Annotated in this window: 16 protein-coding genes; all 16 read right to left on the reverse strand. The window is 59.3% G+C overall.

From position 1 onward, the window contains the following. Positions 1–38 precede the first annotated feature (38 nt). The 16 genes from atpA to CAG34_RS27695 all read right to left on the reverse strand — a co-directional run bounded on the left by atpA (position 39) and on the right by CAG34_RS27695 (position 13689). The gene (atpA, locus tag CAG34_RS06615; protein ID WP_013974906.1) at positions 39–1583 is read right to left on the reverse strand and encodes a F0F1 ATP synthase subunit alpha; all 1545 of its coding nucleotides are present in this window, start codon (positions 1581–1583) and stop codon (positions 39–41) included. Positions 1584–1604: 21 nt separating this feature from the next. After that, a complete protein-coding gene (locus tag CAG34_RS06620; protein WP_003253191.1) occupies positions 1605–2141 on the reverse strand; it encodes a F0F1 ATP synthase subunit delta in 537 nt (178 codons plus the stop codon). Between the two features lie 12 nt (positions 2142–2153). Continuing rightward, positions 2154–2624 carry a F0F1 ATP synthase subunit B gene (locus CAG34_RS06625; protein ID WP_003260032.1) on the reverse strand — a complete coding sequence of 157 codons (471 nt, stop codon included), beginning with the start codon at positions 2622–2624 and terminating at the stop codon, positions 2154–2156. A 56-nt stretch (positions 2625–2680) separates the two neighbouring features. After that, entirely contained in the window at positions 2681–2938 is a 258-nt protein-coding gene (gene atpE, locus CAG34_RS06630) for a F0F1 ATP synthase subunit C (RefSeq protein ID WP_003097235.1), read from the reverse strand. Positions 2939–3082: 144 nt separating this feature from the next. Continuing rightward, positions 3083–3952 (reverse strand): F0F1 ATP synthase subunit A, encoded by an 870-nt coding sequence (gene atpB / locus CAG34_RS06635; protein WP_003260030.1) that lies wholly within the window; start codon positions 3950–3952, stop codon positions 3083–3085. A 16-nt stretch (positions 3953–3968) separates the two neighbouring features. Next, positions 3969–4376 (reverse strand): F0F1 ATP synthase subunit I, encoded by a 408-nt coding sequence (locus CAG34_RS06640; RefSeq protein ID WP_008092225.1) that lies wholly within the window; start codon positions 4374–4376, stop codon positions 3969–3971. Between the two features lie 149 nt (positions 4377–4525). Continuing rightward, positions 4526–5398 (reverse strand): ParB/RepB/Spo0J family partition protein, encoded by an 873-nt coding sequence (locus CAG34_RS06645; RefSeq protein WP_075046821.1) that lies wholly within the window; start codon positions 5396–5398, stop codon positions 4526–4528. Between the two features lie 9 nt (positions 5399–5407). Then, positions 5408–6199, reverse strand: coding sequence for a ParA family protein (locus CAG34_RS06650; protein ID WP_012274913.1), 792 nt, complete (start codon positions 6197–6199; stop codon positions 5408–5410). An 18-nt stretch (positions 6200–6217) separates the two neighbouring features. Further along, a complete protein-coding gene (rsmG, locus tag CAG34_RS06655; protein WP_085588875.1) occupies positions 6218–6868 on the reverse strand; it encodes a 16S rRNA (guanine(527)-N(7))-methyltransferase RsmG in 651 nt (216 codons plus the stop codon). Beyond that, positions 6865–8757: a tRNA uridine-5-carboxymethylaminomethyl(34) synthesis enzyme MnmG gene (gene mnmG / locus CAG34_RS06660; RefSeq protein WP_015268403.1), complete on the reverse strand. Its 1893-nt coding sequence runs from the start codon at positions 8755–8757 to the stop codon at positions 6865–6867. Before mnmG ends, rsmG begins: the two co-directional genes overlap by 4 nt. Positions 8758–9327: 570 nt before the next feature. Next, the gene (gene mnmE, locus CAG34_RS06665; protein ID WP_085588876.1) at positions 9328–10698 is read right to left on the reverse strand and encodes a tRNA uridine-5-carboxymethylaminomethyl(34) synthesis GTPase MnmE; all 1371 of its coding nucleotides are present in this window, start codon (positions 10696–10698) and stop codon (positions 9328–9330) included. An 88-nt stretch (positions 10699–10786) separates the two neighbouring features. Beyond that, positions 10787–12469: a membrane protein insertase YidC gene (gene yidC, locus CAG34_RS06670; protein WP_025341164.1), complete on the reverse strand. Its 1683-nt coding sequence runs from the start codon at positions 12467–12469 to the stop codon at positions 10787–10789. 2 nt (positions 12470–12471) lie between these two features. Beyond that, complete coding sequence (gene yidD, locus CAG34_RS06675) at positions 12472–12717, reverse strand: membrane protein insertion efficiency factor YidD (protein ID WP_015268406.1); 246 nt, start codon at positions 12715–12717, stop codon at positions 12472–12474. Continuing rightward, entirely contained in the window at positions 12710–13114 is a 405-nt protein-coding gene (rnpA, locus tag CAG34_RS06680; RefSeq protein ID WP_003253166.1) for a ribonuclease P protein component, read from the reverse strand. Before rnpA ends, yidD begins: the two co-directional genes overlap by 8 nt. A gap of 13 nt (positions 13115–13127) precedes the next feature. Beyond that, positions 13128–13262, reverse strand: a complete 135-nt coding sequence (gene rpmH / locus CAG34_RS06685) for a 50S ribosomal protein L34 (protein ID WP_003253163.1) — start codon at positions 13260–13262, stop codon at positions 13128–13130. Positions 13263–13347: 85 nt separating this feature from the next. Further along, a complete protein-coding gene (locus tag CAG34_RS27695; protein WP_143516418.1) occupies positions 13348–13689 on the reverse strand; it encodes a hypothetical protein in 342 nt (113 codons plus the stop codon). Positions 13690–13721 lie beyond the last annotated feature (32 nt).

Here is a 13721-nt window from a genome sequence, read left to right on the forward strand (position 1 = left end):
TCAGGTTAGCAAGCGGGGGCCTGAGCCCCCGCTGCGGCTTACCAGGTCTGGGTGGCCTTGAACTTCTCGATACCGGCTTTCAGGCCTGCGTCGATTTCGTCGTTGAAGTCACCCTTCACGTTGATCTTCGCCATCAGTTCAGCGTGATCACGGTTGAAGAAGGCGATCAGTGCTTGCTCGAAGCTACCGATCTTGGAGACTTCTACGTCAGTCAGGAAGCCACGCTCAGCGGCGTACAGCGACAGGGCCATGTCCGCGATGGACATCGGCGCGTACTGCTTCTGCTTCATCAGCTCGGTAACGCGCTGACCATGCTCCAGCTGCTTGCGGGTCGCTTCGTCCAGATCGGAAGCGAACTGGGCGAATGCAGCCAGTTCACGGTACTGAGCCAGAGCGGTACGGATACCACCGGACAGCTTCTTGATGATCTTGGTCTGAGCGGCACCACCTACGCGGGATACCGAAACACCGGCGTTCACTGCAGGGCGGATGCCCGAGTTGAACATGGCCGATTCCAGGAAGATCTGACCGTCGGTGATGGAAATCACGTTGGTCGGAACGAACGCGGAAACGTCGCCAGCCTGGGTTTCGATGATCGGCAGGGCGGTCAGGGAACCGGTTTTGCCAGTCACAGCACCGTTGGTGAACTTCTCGACGTACTCTTCCGAAACGCGCGATGCACGCTCCAGCAGACGGGAGTGGAGATAGAACACGTCACCTGGGTACGCTTCACGTCCTGGTGGACGGCGCAGCAGCAGGGAGATCTGACGGTAGGCAACGGCCTGCTTGGACAGGTCATCGTAAACGATCAGGGCGTCTTCACCGCGGTCACGGAAGAACTCGCCCATGGTGCAGCCGGCGTATGGCGCCAGGAACTGCAGTGCGGCGGATTCCGAAGCACTGGCAACGACCACGATGGTGTTGGCCAGGGCGCCGGCTTCTTCCAGCTTGCGAACGATGTTGGCAACGGTGGAACGCTTCTGGCCGACAGCAACATAAACACAGAAAATACCGGAGTCTTTCTGGTTGATGATGGCGTCGATGGCCATGGCGGTCTTGCCGATCTGACGGTCACCGATGATCAGCTCGCGCTGGCCACGGCCGACAGGGATCATGGCGTCGACGGACTTGTAGCCAGTCTGTACAGGCTGGTCTACCGACTTACGCCAGATCACGCCTGGAGCGACCTTTTCGACCGCGTCGGTTTCGGTGGTGGTCAGAGGACCTTTGCCATCGATCGGGTTACCCAGAGCGTCGACGACGCGGCCCAGCAGGCCTTTGCCGACCGGAACTTCCAGGATGCGACCGGTGCACTTGGCGCTCATGCCTTCGGCGAGGGTGTCATAGGCACCCAGGATCACTGCACCAACGGAGTCTTGCTCCAGGTTCAGGGCCATGCCGAATACGCTGCCAGGGAACTCGATCATTTCGCCGTACATGACGTCGGCCAGACCGTGGATCCGCACGATACCGTCGGATACCGAAACAACGGTACCTTCGTTACGGGCTTGGGAGCTCACATCGAGGTTGTCGATGCGGCCCTTGATGATTTCACTAATTTCGGAAGGATTGAGTTGCTGCATTGCTCTGCTGCCCCTTCAAACTCAAGATTTCAATGCTTCGGCCAGTTTCGCGATTTTGCCGCGAACAGAGCCATCGATTACCAGGTCACCAGCGCGGATGACGACGCCGCCAATCAGGCTGGCATCCTCCGACGCGTGCAGGCGCACTTCCTGGCCTAACCGTGCACTGAGAACCTTGGCGAGTTTGTCTTGCTGTTCTTGGTTCAACGCGAAGGCACTGGTGACTTCCACGTCCACGGATTTCTCTTGCTCGGCCTTGTACAGGTCGAACAGGGCGGCAATCTCCGGCAGAAGCAGGAGACGGTCGTTTTCCGCGGCAACATGAATGAAATTCTGTGCCTGTGCATTGAACTTGTCACCGCACACGTCAATGAACGTGGCGGCCTTTTCTGCGCTCGTCAGTCGCGGGGCCTTGAGCAGGCGCTGCATGGTGTCGTCTTGCGACACCGCAGCAGCCAGGCCGAGCATGGCTGACCAATTGGCCAGTTGCTGATGGGCCTGGGCATGCTCAAAGGCAGCCTTAGCGTAAGGTCGGGCCAACGTGGTCAGTTCTGCCATGATCGCCCTCGCTTAAATTTCAGCGGCCAGTTTGTTAACCAGCTCCGCATGCGCGTTTTGATCGATTGTGGCGCCAAGGATCTTTTCAGCACCACCAACGGCCAGGGCACCCACTTGGGCACGCAGGGCGTCTTTAGCGCTGTTCAGTTCCTGTTCGATCTCGGCCAGAGCCTGAGCTTTCACACGGTCAGCTTCGACGCGGGCCTGATCACGGGCTTCCTCGACAAGCTGAGCAGCGCGTTTCTTGCTTTGCTCGATGATTTCGGCTGCCTGTGCTTTAGCTTCACGCAGTTGCTGACCCGCTTTCTCTTGGGCCAGCTCCAGGTCGCGAGCTGCGCGGTTGGCAGCGTCCAAGCCGTCGGCAATCTTCTTTTGGCGCTCTTGCAGGGCAGTGATGACCGGAGGCCATACATACTTCATGCAGAAGAGTACAAAAATCAGAAAAGCAACGGATTGGCCAATCAGGGTTGCATTAATGTTCACGCCAACACCTCGCTCGGTCTTAATTCATACAGCCATCAACTCGTGGTGACGAGTGATTAGCCGGCGATCTGACCAACGAACGGATTCGCGAAGGTGAAGAACAGAGCGATACCAACACCGATCATGGTTACGGCGTCGAGCAGACCGGCAACGATGAACATTTTAACCTGCAGCATCGGAACCATTTCTGGTTGACGAGCAGCGCCTTCCAGGAACTTGCCGCCCAGCAGGCCGAAACCAATGGCGGTACCCAGAGCACCCAGGCCGATCAGCAGAGCAACAGCGATAGCGGTCAGACCAACTACAGTTTCCATCTTTCCTCCCGACTTTTACGTCGTATTGGTTAGGTTTTTAGTTTGAAGCGGTAAAACAAATCGTTTGGTACAGCATGCCCTTGCGGACTTTTTAAGCCCTCCCCCCGAACAGGCGGGGAAGGCTATCAGACACGCCAGGCGGTCTTAATGGTTATCTTCGTGAGCCATCGACAGGTAGACGATGGTCAGCATCATGAAGATGAAAGCTTGCAGCGTGATGATCAGGATGTGGAACACAGCCCACGCCCATTGCAGCACCACACCCAGGCCGCTGAGCCACAGCAGGCCGGAGCCGAACATTACAGCGATCAGGATGAACACCAGTTCGCCGGCGTACATGTTGCCGAACAGACGCAGTGCCAGCGAGATCGGCTTGGCGATCAGGGTGACGAATTCCAGCAGGAAGTTGACCGGAATCAGCAGGATCTGAACGAAGATGTTCTTGCTGCCGAACGGGTGCAGGGTCAGCTCACCGATGAAGCCGCCCAGGCCCTTGACCTTGATGCTGTAGAAGATGATCAGGGCGAACACGCAGAAGGCCATGGCCAGGGTCGCGTTCGGGTCGGTGGTCGACACGGCGCGGAACGGAATGTGCGGGTCACCGGAGATCAGGATGGCCAGCTGAGGAATCCAGTCGACCGGTACCAGGTCGACGGCGTTCATCAGGAATACCCAGACGAAAATGGTCAGCGCCAGCGGAGCGATTACCGGGCTACGGCCGTGGAAGGAGTCCTTCACGCTGCCGTTGACGAAGTCCACCATCACTTCTACGAAGTTCTGCAGGCCGCCAGGTTGGCCGGAAGTCGCCTTCTTGGCCGCCATGCGGAAAATGAACAGGAAGATCAGACCCAGCGCGACGGACCAACCCAGGGTGTCCAGGTGGAACGCCCAGAAGCCCATTGCCTTGGCTTCTGCAGCCGAATGGGCGAAGCCCCAGCTGCCGTCTGGTAGTTGACCGTAGGTCAGGTTCTGCAAGTGGTGCTGGATATAGCCCGAAGCGGTTTCTGCTGCCATGGTTGCCTCAAACGCCCTAAGGTCTCGAAAGTCTTTTATTCATCAGCAGGGGCGCGAACCAGCTGACCAAAAGGGTCAACACGAAGACGCCGAATACTGCTAACGGCGCCAGTGGCTTCACTCCTGCGAAGGTCAGTGCAAAAAGCACTGCCGTCAAAATCATCTTGCCTGCCTCGCCAGCGTAGAACGACTTGACGATGGCTTGTGCCGCCCGGGCCCCGCTGAAGCGAAAAGCCTTCCAGGCGAAATACACATTGGGTAGCCAGGCAATCAAACCTCCGCAAAGGCCTGAATATCCACTGACCGCCCCTTTCCACTGCCACAACACCAACGTTGCCAGCAGCAGTACGACGAATTGAGCCAGCAGTACCGGGAAAACCGCCCAGCGATGGAAAGGCAGGCGGTTTGGCGTGCGGATTTCCATCACAACTGCTCCTCGGAAGTCGACCAGCAAGTCAGTTATGACTTGGCATAATTTGTGCCGACAAAATGCGCGCAGAGTATAGGGGTGGATTAACCCCTATTCAACTATTCGGTAGTGATTTCCGACTGCGCGCTACAACGGGAATTGTTTCAGCGGATGTGAGCAAGCACGCCTTGCAACTCGTCAAGCGAGTTGTAGCGAATAACCAATTGGCCTTTGCCCTTGTTGCCATGGCGGATCTGCACGGCCGAGCCCAGGCGCTCTGCGAGCCGCTGTTCAAGGCGTGCGATATCCGGATCAGGTTTGCTCGGTTCGACCGGATCAGGTTTGTCGCTGAGCCACTGGCGAACCAGTGCCTCGGTTTGGCGCACGGTGAGGCCACGTGCGACAACATGACGCGCCCCCTCTTCCTGGCGGTGTTCTTCCAGGCCGAGCAATGCACGGGCGTGGCCCATCTCCAGGTCGCCATGGGCGAGCATGGTCTTGATCGCGTCAGGCAGGGTGATGAGGCGCAGCAGGTTGGCCACGGTCACCCGCGACTTGCCCACGGCATCGGCCACCTGTTGCTGGGTGAGCTCGAACTCCTGCTGCAGGCGCTGCAGGGCCAGGGCCTCTTCCAGCGGGTTGAGGTCTTCGCGCTGGATGTTCTCGATCAGCGCCATGGCGATGGCGGCTTCGTCGGGCACTTCGCGGACCATCGCCGGGATCTTGTCCAGGCCAGCCTGCTGGGTGGCGCGCCAGCGGCGCTCACCGGCGATGATCTCGAAGCGGTTGCCATCGATCGGGCGCACCACGATCGGTTGCATCACGCCATGGTTGCGAATCGAGTGCGCGAGCTCTTCCAGCGCCTCCGGGTCCATGTCCCGGCGCGGCTGGTACTTGCCACGCTGGATCAGCTCGACCGGCAGGTGTTGCAGTTCTTTCTGGTCGATCTTCACAGCCTGCTCTTCGAGCGCGCTGACGGAAGGACCACTGAGCAGTGCATCCAACCCACGTCCGAGACCCCGTTTCTTGACGGCCATACGGATTCCTTAAGTTGTTTGTGCAGTGCGTGATTGACGGCGTTGACGGCGTACCAGTTCCCCGGCCAGCGCCAGATAAGCCAGCGCGCCTCGCGATTGCTTGTCGTAGGCCAGGGCCGGCATGCCGAAGCTCGGGGCCTCGGCCAGGCGAATGTTGCGCGGAATGACCGTGTCGTACAGCTGCGGGCCAAAGTGCTCCTTCAGCTGCGCCGAGACATCGTTGTTCAGGCTCAGGCGCGGATCGTACATGGTCCGCAGCAGGCCCTCGATCTTCAGCTCCGGGTTCAGCCGGGCGGCGATGCGCTTGATGTTATCCACAAGGTCGCTGAGACCTTCCAGTGCGTAGTACTCGCACTGCATCGGGATGATCACGCCATCGGAGGCGACCAGGGCGTTGAGCGTGAGCATCGACAGCGACGGCGGGCAGTCGATGAGGATGTAGTCGTAGTTCTCGCGAATCGGCGCCAGGGCGTTGCGCAGGCGGCTCTCCTTGACCTGCATTTCCAGCAGCACCACTTCGGCGGCGGTCAGGTCACGGTTGGCCGGCAGCAACTGGAAACCACCGTGCTCGGAGTAATGCATGGCCTGGGCCAGGTCGCATTCCCCGATCAACAGGTCGTAAACCGAGTGCTCGAGCTCGTGCTTGTCCACACCGCTGCCCATGGTGGCGTTGCCCTGCGGATCGAGGTCGATCAGCAGCACACGACGCTTGGTCGCGGCCAGCGAGGCGGCGAGATTGATACAGGTGGTTGTCTTGCCCACACCACCTTTCTGGTTCGCGATTGCGAATACCTTAGCCATTGTTGCGTGTGTTCCCAGTCATGCCTTGCGGCGCAGTATCAGCAGATGGCGCTGGCCCTGGCAACCTGGAACGGTCAGGGCCTGCTCGCTTTCCACTGTGAAGTCTGCGGGCAATGCTACCAGTTCATCGGCAGGATGCAGCCCCTTCATTGCAAGCCATTGCGTCCCGGTGTCGCCCAGGTGGCGGGTCCAGCTGGTGAAGTTCTCCATGCTGCTGAAGGCGCGGGAGATGATTCCGCTGAACGGTTGTGTCGGCTGGAAGGCTTCGACCCGACTGTGGATAACCGTGAGGTTGTCCAGCTTGAGCTCCATTTTCACCTGGGTCAGGAAGCGGGTCTTCTTGCCATTGGCGTCCAGCACCGTCACGCGCTTGTGCGGATGCAGGATAGCCAATGGGATACCGGGCATGCCACCGCCACTGCCGACATCCAGCCAGTTGTCACGCTCGCTGTGGATAAACGACATGACACTGAGGCTGTCGAGCAGGTGACGCGACACCATCTCGTCGGGGTCCCGCACGGCGGTGAGGTTGTAGGCTTTGTTCCATTTGATCAACAGGGCCAGGTAGCCGAGCAGCTTTTCGTGATGCTCGGCGCTCAGCTCGACACCGAGCTGGCGCGCACCTGTGGACAACTCTTCAGCGTGTTGCGGGGTGACCAGGGAACTCAAGCGCTTTGCTCCAATTCGCGGCCAGCGCCGCGTTTTTTCAAGTGAATCAGCAACAGGGAAATCGCCGCCGGGGTCACGCCCGGGATACGCGAAGCCTGACCCAGGGTTTCCGGTCGGGTCTGGCCCAGCTTGCCCTGGATTTCCTTGGACAGGCCGGAAATCGTCGAGTAATCGATATCCACAGGCAGGCGGGTGTCTTCGCTGGCGCGCAGACGTGCGATTTCATCCTGCTGGCGGTCGATGTAACCGGCGTACTTGGTGCGGATTTCGACCTGCTCGGCGACCTGTGGATCGATCGCTTCGCCGCCGGTTGCCTCGATCAGCCCGGCGTAGTCGATTTCCGGGCGCGCCAGCAGGTTGAGCAGGCTGTATTCGTGGCTGAGCGGGGTACCGAACTTATCCACAATGGCCTGGCCTTGCTCGGTGTTCGGGCGTACCCAGGTCGACTTCAGGCGCTGCTCCTCGCGTTCGATGCCGTCGCGCTTGGCGCAGAAGGCGGCCCAACGCTGGTCGTCGATCAGGCCGAGTTCTCGGCCCTTTTCGGTCAGGCGCAGGTCGGCGTTGTCTTCGCGCAGGATCAGGCGGTACTCGGCACGCGAAGTGAACATGCGGTACGGCTCCTGGGTTCCCAGGGTAATCAGGTCGTCGACCAGTACGCCGATGTACGCCTCGTCGCGGCGCGGGCACCAGCTGTCTCGGCCCTGCGCCCGCAGGGCGGCGTTGGTCCCGGCCAGCAAACCCTGGGCGCCGGCTTCTTCGTAACCGGTGGTGCCGTTGATCTGGCCGGCGAAGAACAGGCCGCCGATGACTTTGGTCTCGAGGCTGTACTTGAGGTCGCGCGGGTCGAAGTAGTCGTATTCGATGGCATAGCCCGGGCGAACGATGTGGGCGTTCTCCATGCCGCGGATCGACCGCACCAGCTCCAGCTGCACGTCGAACGGCAGCGAAGTGGAAATACCGTTGGGGTACAGCTCATGGGTGGTCAGGCCTTCCGGCTCGATGAACACCTGGTGGCTTTCCTTGTCGGCGAAGCGGTGGATCTTGTCTTCGATCGACGGGCAGTAGCGGGGGCCGACACCTTCGATGACACCCGAGTACATCGGCGAACGGTCGAGGTTCGAGGCGATGATCTCGTGGGTGCGCGCATTGGTGTGGGTGATCCAGCAGCTCACCTGGCGCGGATGCATCTGGGCGTTGCCCATGAACGACATCACCGGGATCGGCGTATCGCCTGGCTGCTCGGTCATCACCGAGAAGTCCACCGAGCGGCCGTCGATGCGTGGCGGGGTACCGGTTTTCAGGCGGCCGACGCGCAGCGGCAGTTCACGCATGCGGTGGGCCAGGGCGATCGAAGGTGGATCGCCGGCGCGACCACCGGAATGGTTTTGCAAACCAATGTGGATAAGCCCGCCGAGGAAGGTACCGGTCGTCAGTACCACCGATTCGGCGAAAAAACGCAGGCCCATCTGGGTCACCACGCCTTTGACCTGGTCCTGCTCGACGATCAGGTCGTCGCAGGACTGCTGGAATATCCACAGGTTCGGCTGGTTTTCCAGGATTTCGCGCACCACTGCCTTGTAGATGGCGCGGTCGGCCTGTGCACGGGTGGCGCGTACGGCCGGGCCCTTGCGGTTGTTCAGAACGCGGAACTGGATGCCGCTCTTGTCGGTGGCCAGCGCCATGGCGCCGCCGAGGGCATCGATCTCTTTGACCAGATGGCTTTTGCCAATACCGCCAATGGCGGGGTTGCAGCTCATGTGACCGAGGGTTTCCACGTTATGGGTCAGCAGCAGGGTTTTCACACCCATGCGTGCAGACGCAAGCGCAGCCTCGGTACCGGCATGGCCGCCGCCGATGACGATCACTTCAAAACGGGAAGGGAAATCCACCACGCACCTCGTGCCTGTTTTTGCGAATAGAGAAGGTAAGCGGACAAGTATAGGGACTTCACCCCCTTTAAAGAAACCGTCTGAGCAAATTTTGACCAGTCTGTGGATGAGTGGCAGCCAACAGAAATCAAAGAGGAAGAATTTAAAAAAGCTTTGTTTCTATGTTTATTCTTATGCACAAGCTTCTCTGTGGATAAGGTTATGTAGGCCTTTATTCATGCCGTGTAGAGAAAAATTAAACCCTGTGGCTGGAGTACCATGAGGGCTATGGATAACACGATTTAGCCTGTGGATTAAATGGCTGTTTACCCACAAGCGGGTTTGTCCTCAGAAAAAAAGCCCGCTTATCAACGGAGCTGAAGGCGAGTTTTCCACAGGGCTCCTGAGAGCAGATTGGGGTAGGTGAATGAAAAAAATGTGAACCTGCACCGGCCTCTTCGCGGGTGAACCCGCTCCCACAGGGTTCTGCACAGCCTTCAGGTGCGGCGCGATTTCCGTGGAAGCTGCGAAATTTGAGGCAAAAAAAAGCCGCTCCCGAAGGAGCGGCTCTTGGTTTTGCCTGGCTGTGAATTATTTGCCGATGCAGAAGCTGGAGAAAATCCGCCCCAGCAGGTCATCAGAGCTGAATGCCCCGGTAATCTCCCCCAGGGCCTGCTGCGCCTGCCGCAGGTCTTCCGCCAACAGCTCACCCGCGCCAGCCAGGGTAAGTTGTGCACGGCCATGTTCCAGGTGCTCACTGGCCTGGCGCAGGGCATCCAGATGGCGCCGGCGAGCGCTGAAACCACTCTCGGCCGTCTGTTCATAACCCATGCAGGCCTTCAGGTGGTCACGCAGCAACTGCAGCCCTGCATCGTCCCCTTTGGCACTGAGGGTGATCGTTACATGGCCGTCATCGCACTGTTCCAGCGCTACCCGCTCACCACTAAGATCGGCCTTGTTCCGAATCAGCGTCACCTTGGCCGGGTCTGGCCGCTGGTCGAGAAATTCTGGCCACAGGGCGAACGGGTCGCTGGCCTCGGGCGCGGTGGAGTCCACCACCAACAACACCCGGTCAGCCTCGCCAATGGCCTTCAGCGCACGTTCCACGCCGATCTTTTCCACATGGTCATCGGTGTCGCGCAAACCGGCAGTATCGACCACGTGTAGCGGCATGCCGTCGATGTGGATATGTTCGCGCAGGATGTCCCGCGTGGTGCCGGCAATATCAGTCACGATGGCCGCTTCCCGCCCGGCCAGCTGGTTCAGCAGGCTCGACTTGCCGGCATTCGGCCTACCGGCGATGACCACAGTCATGCCGTCACGCAGCAAGGCCCCCTGCCCGGCTTCACGCTGTACTTTGGACAACTCTCCCCGCACCGTATCGAGCATCGTCAGCACATGGCCGTCGGCGAGGAAGTCGATTTCCTCTTCAGGGAAGTCGATCGCCGCCTCGACGTAGATGCGCAGCGCAATCAACGCCTCGGTCAGGAAGTGCACGCGCTTGGAGAACTCCCCCTGTAGCGAACGCAGGGCATTGCGCGCAGCCTGGCTGGAACTGGCTTCGATCAGGTCGGCAATGGCTTCGGCCTGGGCCAGGTCGAGCTTGTCGTTGAGGAATGCACGCTCGCTGAACTCACCCGGGCGAGCCAGCCGGCAACCAACCTGTACACAGCGCTGCAGCAGCATATCCAGCACCACCGGGCCACCGTGGCCCTGCAGTTCCAGCACGTCCTCGCCGGTGAACGAATTAGGCCCAGGGAAGAACAGCGCAATCCCTTCGTCCAGCACCAGGCCTTCCTCGTCGCGGAACGGGCCGTAATGGGCGTGGCGCGGGGTAAGCGTACGGCCGGTGATCAACTGGCCGGCCTTGGCAGCCAGAGGGCCGGACAACCTGACAATACCCACACCGCCGCGGCCCTGGGCGGTGGCGATGGCGGCGATGGTTTCACGCACAGTGTTCATGCTCGAAAGCCTCTACGACAAAAACGACAGATAGCAAAAACGCCCCACTAGGGGGCGTTTTTTATTCACAGGCTAGCGCAGTAGCCTGTCAAGCAGCAGCTTTTTTGCTGGCTGCTTCGATGCTGCGGGTGATGTACCACTGCTGTGCGATCGACAGGCAGTTGTTCACAACCCAGTACAGCACCAGACCAGCCGGGAACCACAGGAAGAAGAAGGTGAAGATGATCGGCATCATTTTCATCACCTTGGCCTGCATCGGATCCGGCGGCGTCGGGTTCAGGCGCTGCTGGATGAACATGGTGGCGCCCATGATGATCGGCAGGATGAAGAACGGATCCTTGATCGACAGGTCGGTAATCCACAGCATCCATGGAGCCTGGCGCATTTCCACGCTTTCCAGCAGTACCCAGTACAGGGCCAGGAACACTGGCATCTGCACCAGGATCGGCAGGCAGCCGCCCAGCGGGTTGATCTTCTCTTTCTTGTACAGCTCCATCATCGCCTGAGACATCTTCTGGCGATCGTCACCGAAGCGTTCCTTCAGTGCAGCGAGCTTCGGCGCAACGGCACGCATACGCGCCATCGAACGGTAGCTGGCAGCCGACAGCGGGAAGAACAGGCCTTTGATCAGCATGGTCAGCACGATGATCGACCAGCCCCAGTTACCCAGCAGGCTGTGGATATGTTGCAGCAGCCAGAAGATCGGCTGGGCGATGAACCACAGGAAGCCGTAGTCGACGGTCAGTTCCAGGCCTGGGGACAACTCTTTCAGCTTGGACTGGATTTTCGGGCCGGCGTACAGCATGGCGCTGGTTTCGACCTTGCCGCCAGCAGGCACGCTGATGGCCGGGCCAGTGTAGCCGATGATGTAGTTGCCCTGGCTGTCCTTGCGGGTCTGGACAACGTTGTTGTCCGACTTGGCCGGAATCCAGGCGGTCACGAAGTAGTGCTGCAGCCAGGCAACCCAGCCGCCGGACACATTTTCTTTCAAACTACCTTTGTCGATGTCCTTCATCGAGACCTTTTTGTAAGGCTCGGAAGCAGTCCACAGGGCAGCGCCCAGGTAGGTGGCGGTGCCGGTGGCAGTGCTCGACGACGGATCGGAGCTGGCGTCACGCTTGAGCTGGGCAAACATGTTGCCGCTCCAGGCCTGACCGCTCTGGTTGTCGATCAGGTAGCTGACGGTCAGGTCGTACTCGCCGCGCTTGAAGCTGAAGCGCTTGATGTAGTTGACGCCGTTGTCGCTGAACTTCAGGTCGACCACCAGTTGTTCCTGGCCATCGGCCAGCTGGTAACCCTTCTTGTCGGTAGCGTACAGAGGGCGACCGGCAGGACGGGCATCCGGACCGTTGACGCCGGTCAGGCCGCTTTGTGCCAGGTAGACACGCTCGCCACCGTTGTCGAACAGCTGGAACGGAATGTCCGGGTGGTCCTGGCGACGTGGGTACTGCGGCAGGTTCAGCTGGACGATGTCACCACCGACCGGATCGATAGCCAGCTCCAGGACATCGGTCTTGACCCGGATCAGGTCCTTGCTGACCGCAACCGGTGCCAGTTCGGCTGCGCTGGTTTCGGCGTTGGCGCTTGGCACATCGGCGCTGGCGCCGGCGTTACCGGCCGGTACGCCATCCGGCAAACCCGGGGCAACGGTGCTGGCAGCAGTATTCTGAGTCGGCAGGGCAGCCTGGCCGTAGTCCTGGTTCCACTTGAGGACCATGACGTAGGACACGATTGCCAGGGCGACGATCAGGATCGTGCGTTTAATATCCATGATTACTCGGCTATCGAAGAAGTTCGGGAGGAAGGAGCGGGAGGAACGGGATCGAAACCGCCGTCGTTCCACGGATGACAACGCCCCAGGCGACGAACGGCTAGCCACCCACCACGCCAGAGGCCGTGGTTTTCGATGGCTTCATAAGCGTAACAGGAGCAACTGGGGAAGAAACGACAGTGGTTGGCCATCAGAGGACTAATGGCGTAACGGTAAAACTGGATCGGAACGAGCGCCAGTTTACGCATCTTGACTGTCTACCCCTGCGGAATTGGCGGTCACTGCTGGAGTGGGCCGGCTGCGCGCCAGGCGTTTCCAGAGTTTGCCAAAGTGTTGGTGCAATTCCGGGTTTTCTATCTCACCCAATCCCTTGCGCGCGACGATCACAATGTCCAACCCGGCAAGCAATTGCTGGTTCAGGCGAAAGGAATCGCGCATCAAGCGCTTGAGGCGGTTGCGTTGAACGGCGAGCTTGACGCTCTTCTTGCCGATCACCAGGCCAAGGCGTGGGTGATCGAGGCCGTTCTCGCGAGCAAGGATCAGCAGGTTTTTCCCTGGAACCTTGCCGGTTGGGGAGTCGAAGACCGCTTTGAAATGTCGGGGTGTAAGCAGTCGCTTTTCCCGACTGAAGTCCTGACTCACCACCTGTGCCGAAAAATCAAATGGCCAGACGCTTACGGCCTTTGGCACGACGACGCGACAGAACAGCGCGGCCGTTCTTGGTAGCCATACGGGCACGGAAGCCGTGGGTGCGCGCGCGCTTGATGGTGCTTGGTTGGAAAGTACGTTTCATGGCGTGTTACCTGGTTTGTCGACGACGGGCCGGGATGGCCCCCTTTTTAAGAGACCGGCGATTCTAGAGAAAGCAAGCCCGTAGGTCAATTTCCAACCAGTCTTTCCATATAGAGCACGTGATGGACGGTGCGTGCTTGTCCATCCCCCAAGGGTGCTTGATCGGACACACGAATTGGGGACAACATGAAAAAAAAGAAGAGACATATAAAAAGCTTTTCTGAAGAATCTATAAATCTTAAGTGGATAACCTTCTGTGGATAACCTGCTTGAGGCCATAAAATCCGGGCTGTACAGAGTCTTACAACTTTGTTCTCAACCGGTGCTGCGCTTGTTTTCTTCGTGGTCAAAAGCTGTGGATTAAATAGCCGCTTATCCACAGCAGAGTTATCAACAGGCTTGATCTCAGGGTTGTGCATAGCGCTCATGGCTGCTTATCCACAGGGCTTATTCACAGTGC

It is taken from the genome of Pseudomonas sp. B14(2017) (assembly GCF_002113255.1).
Lineage (GTDB): Bacteria > Pseudomonadota > Gammaproteobacteria > Pseudomonadales > Pseudomonadaceae > Aquipseudomonas > Aquipseudomonas putida_Z.

Excerpts from the sequence above, each read along its gene's own strand:
- yidC (WP_025341164.1), bottom strand. The coding sequence starts at position 12,469 with ATGGATATTAAACGCACGATCCTGATCGTCGCCCTGGCAATCGTGTCC.
- CAG34_RS27695 (WP_143516418.1), bottom strand. The coding sequence starts at position 13,689 with ATGAGCGCTATGCACAACCCTGAGATCAAGCCTGTTGATAACTCTGCT.
- CAG34_RS06620 (WP_003253191.1), bottom strand. The coding sequence starts at position 2,141 with ATGGCAGAACTGACCACGTTGGCCCGACCTTACGCTAAGGCTGCCTTT.
- mnmE (WP_085588876.1), bottom strand. The coding sequence starts at position 10,698 with ATGAACACTGTGCGTGAAACCATCGCCGCCATCGCCACCGCCCAGGGC.
- CAG34_RS06640 (WP_008092225.1), bottom strand. The coding sequence starts at position 4,376 with ATGGAAATCCGCACGCCAAACCGCCTGCCTTTCCATCGCTGGGCGGTT.
- CAG34_RS06650 (WP_012274913.1), bottom strand. The coding sequence starts at position 6,199 with ATGGCTAAGGTATTCGCAATCGCGAACCAGAAAGGTGGTGTGGGCAAG.
- atpB (WP_003260030.1), bottom strand. The coding sequence starts at position 3,952 with ATGGCAGCAGAAACCGCTTCGGGCTATATCCAGCACCACTTGCAGAAC.
- yidD (WP_015268406.1), bottom strand. The coding sequence starts at position 12,717 with ATGCGTAAACTGGCGCTCGTTCCGATCCAGTTTTACCGTTACGCCATT.
- CAG34_RS06645 (WP_075046821.1), bottom strand. The coding sequence starts at position 5,398 with ATGGCCGTCAAGAAACGGGGTCTCGGACGTGGGTTGGATGCACTGCTC.
- atpA (WP_013974906.1), bottom strand. The coding sequence starts at position 1,583 with ATGCAGCAACTCAATCCTTCCGAAATTAGTGAAATCATCAAGGGCCGC.
- rpmH (WP_003253163.1), bottom strand. The coding sequence starts at position 13,262 with ATGAAACGTACTTTCCAACCAAGCACCATCAAGCGCGCGCGCACCCAC.
- atpE (WP_003097235.1), bottom strand. The coding sequence starts at position 2,938 with ATGGAAACTGTAGTTGGTCTGACCGCTATCGCTGTTGCTCTGCTGATC.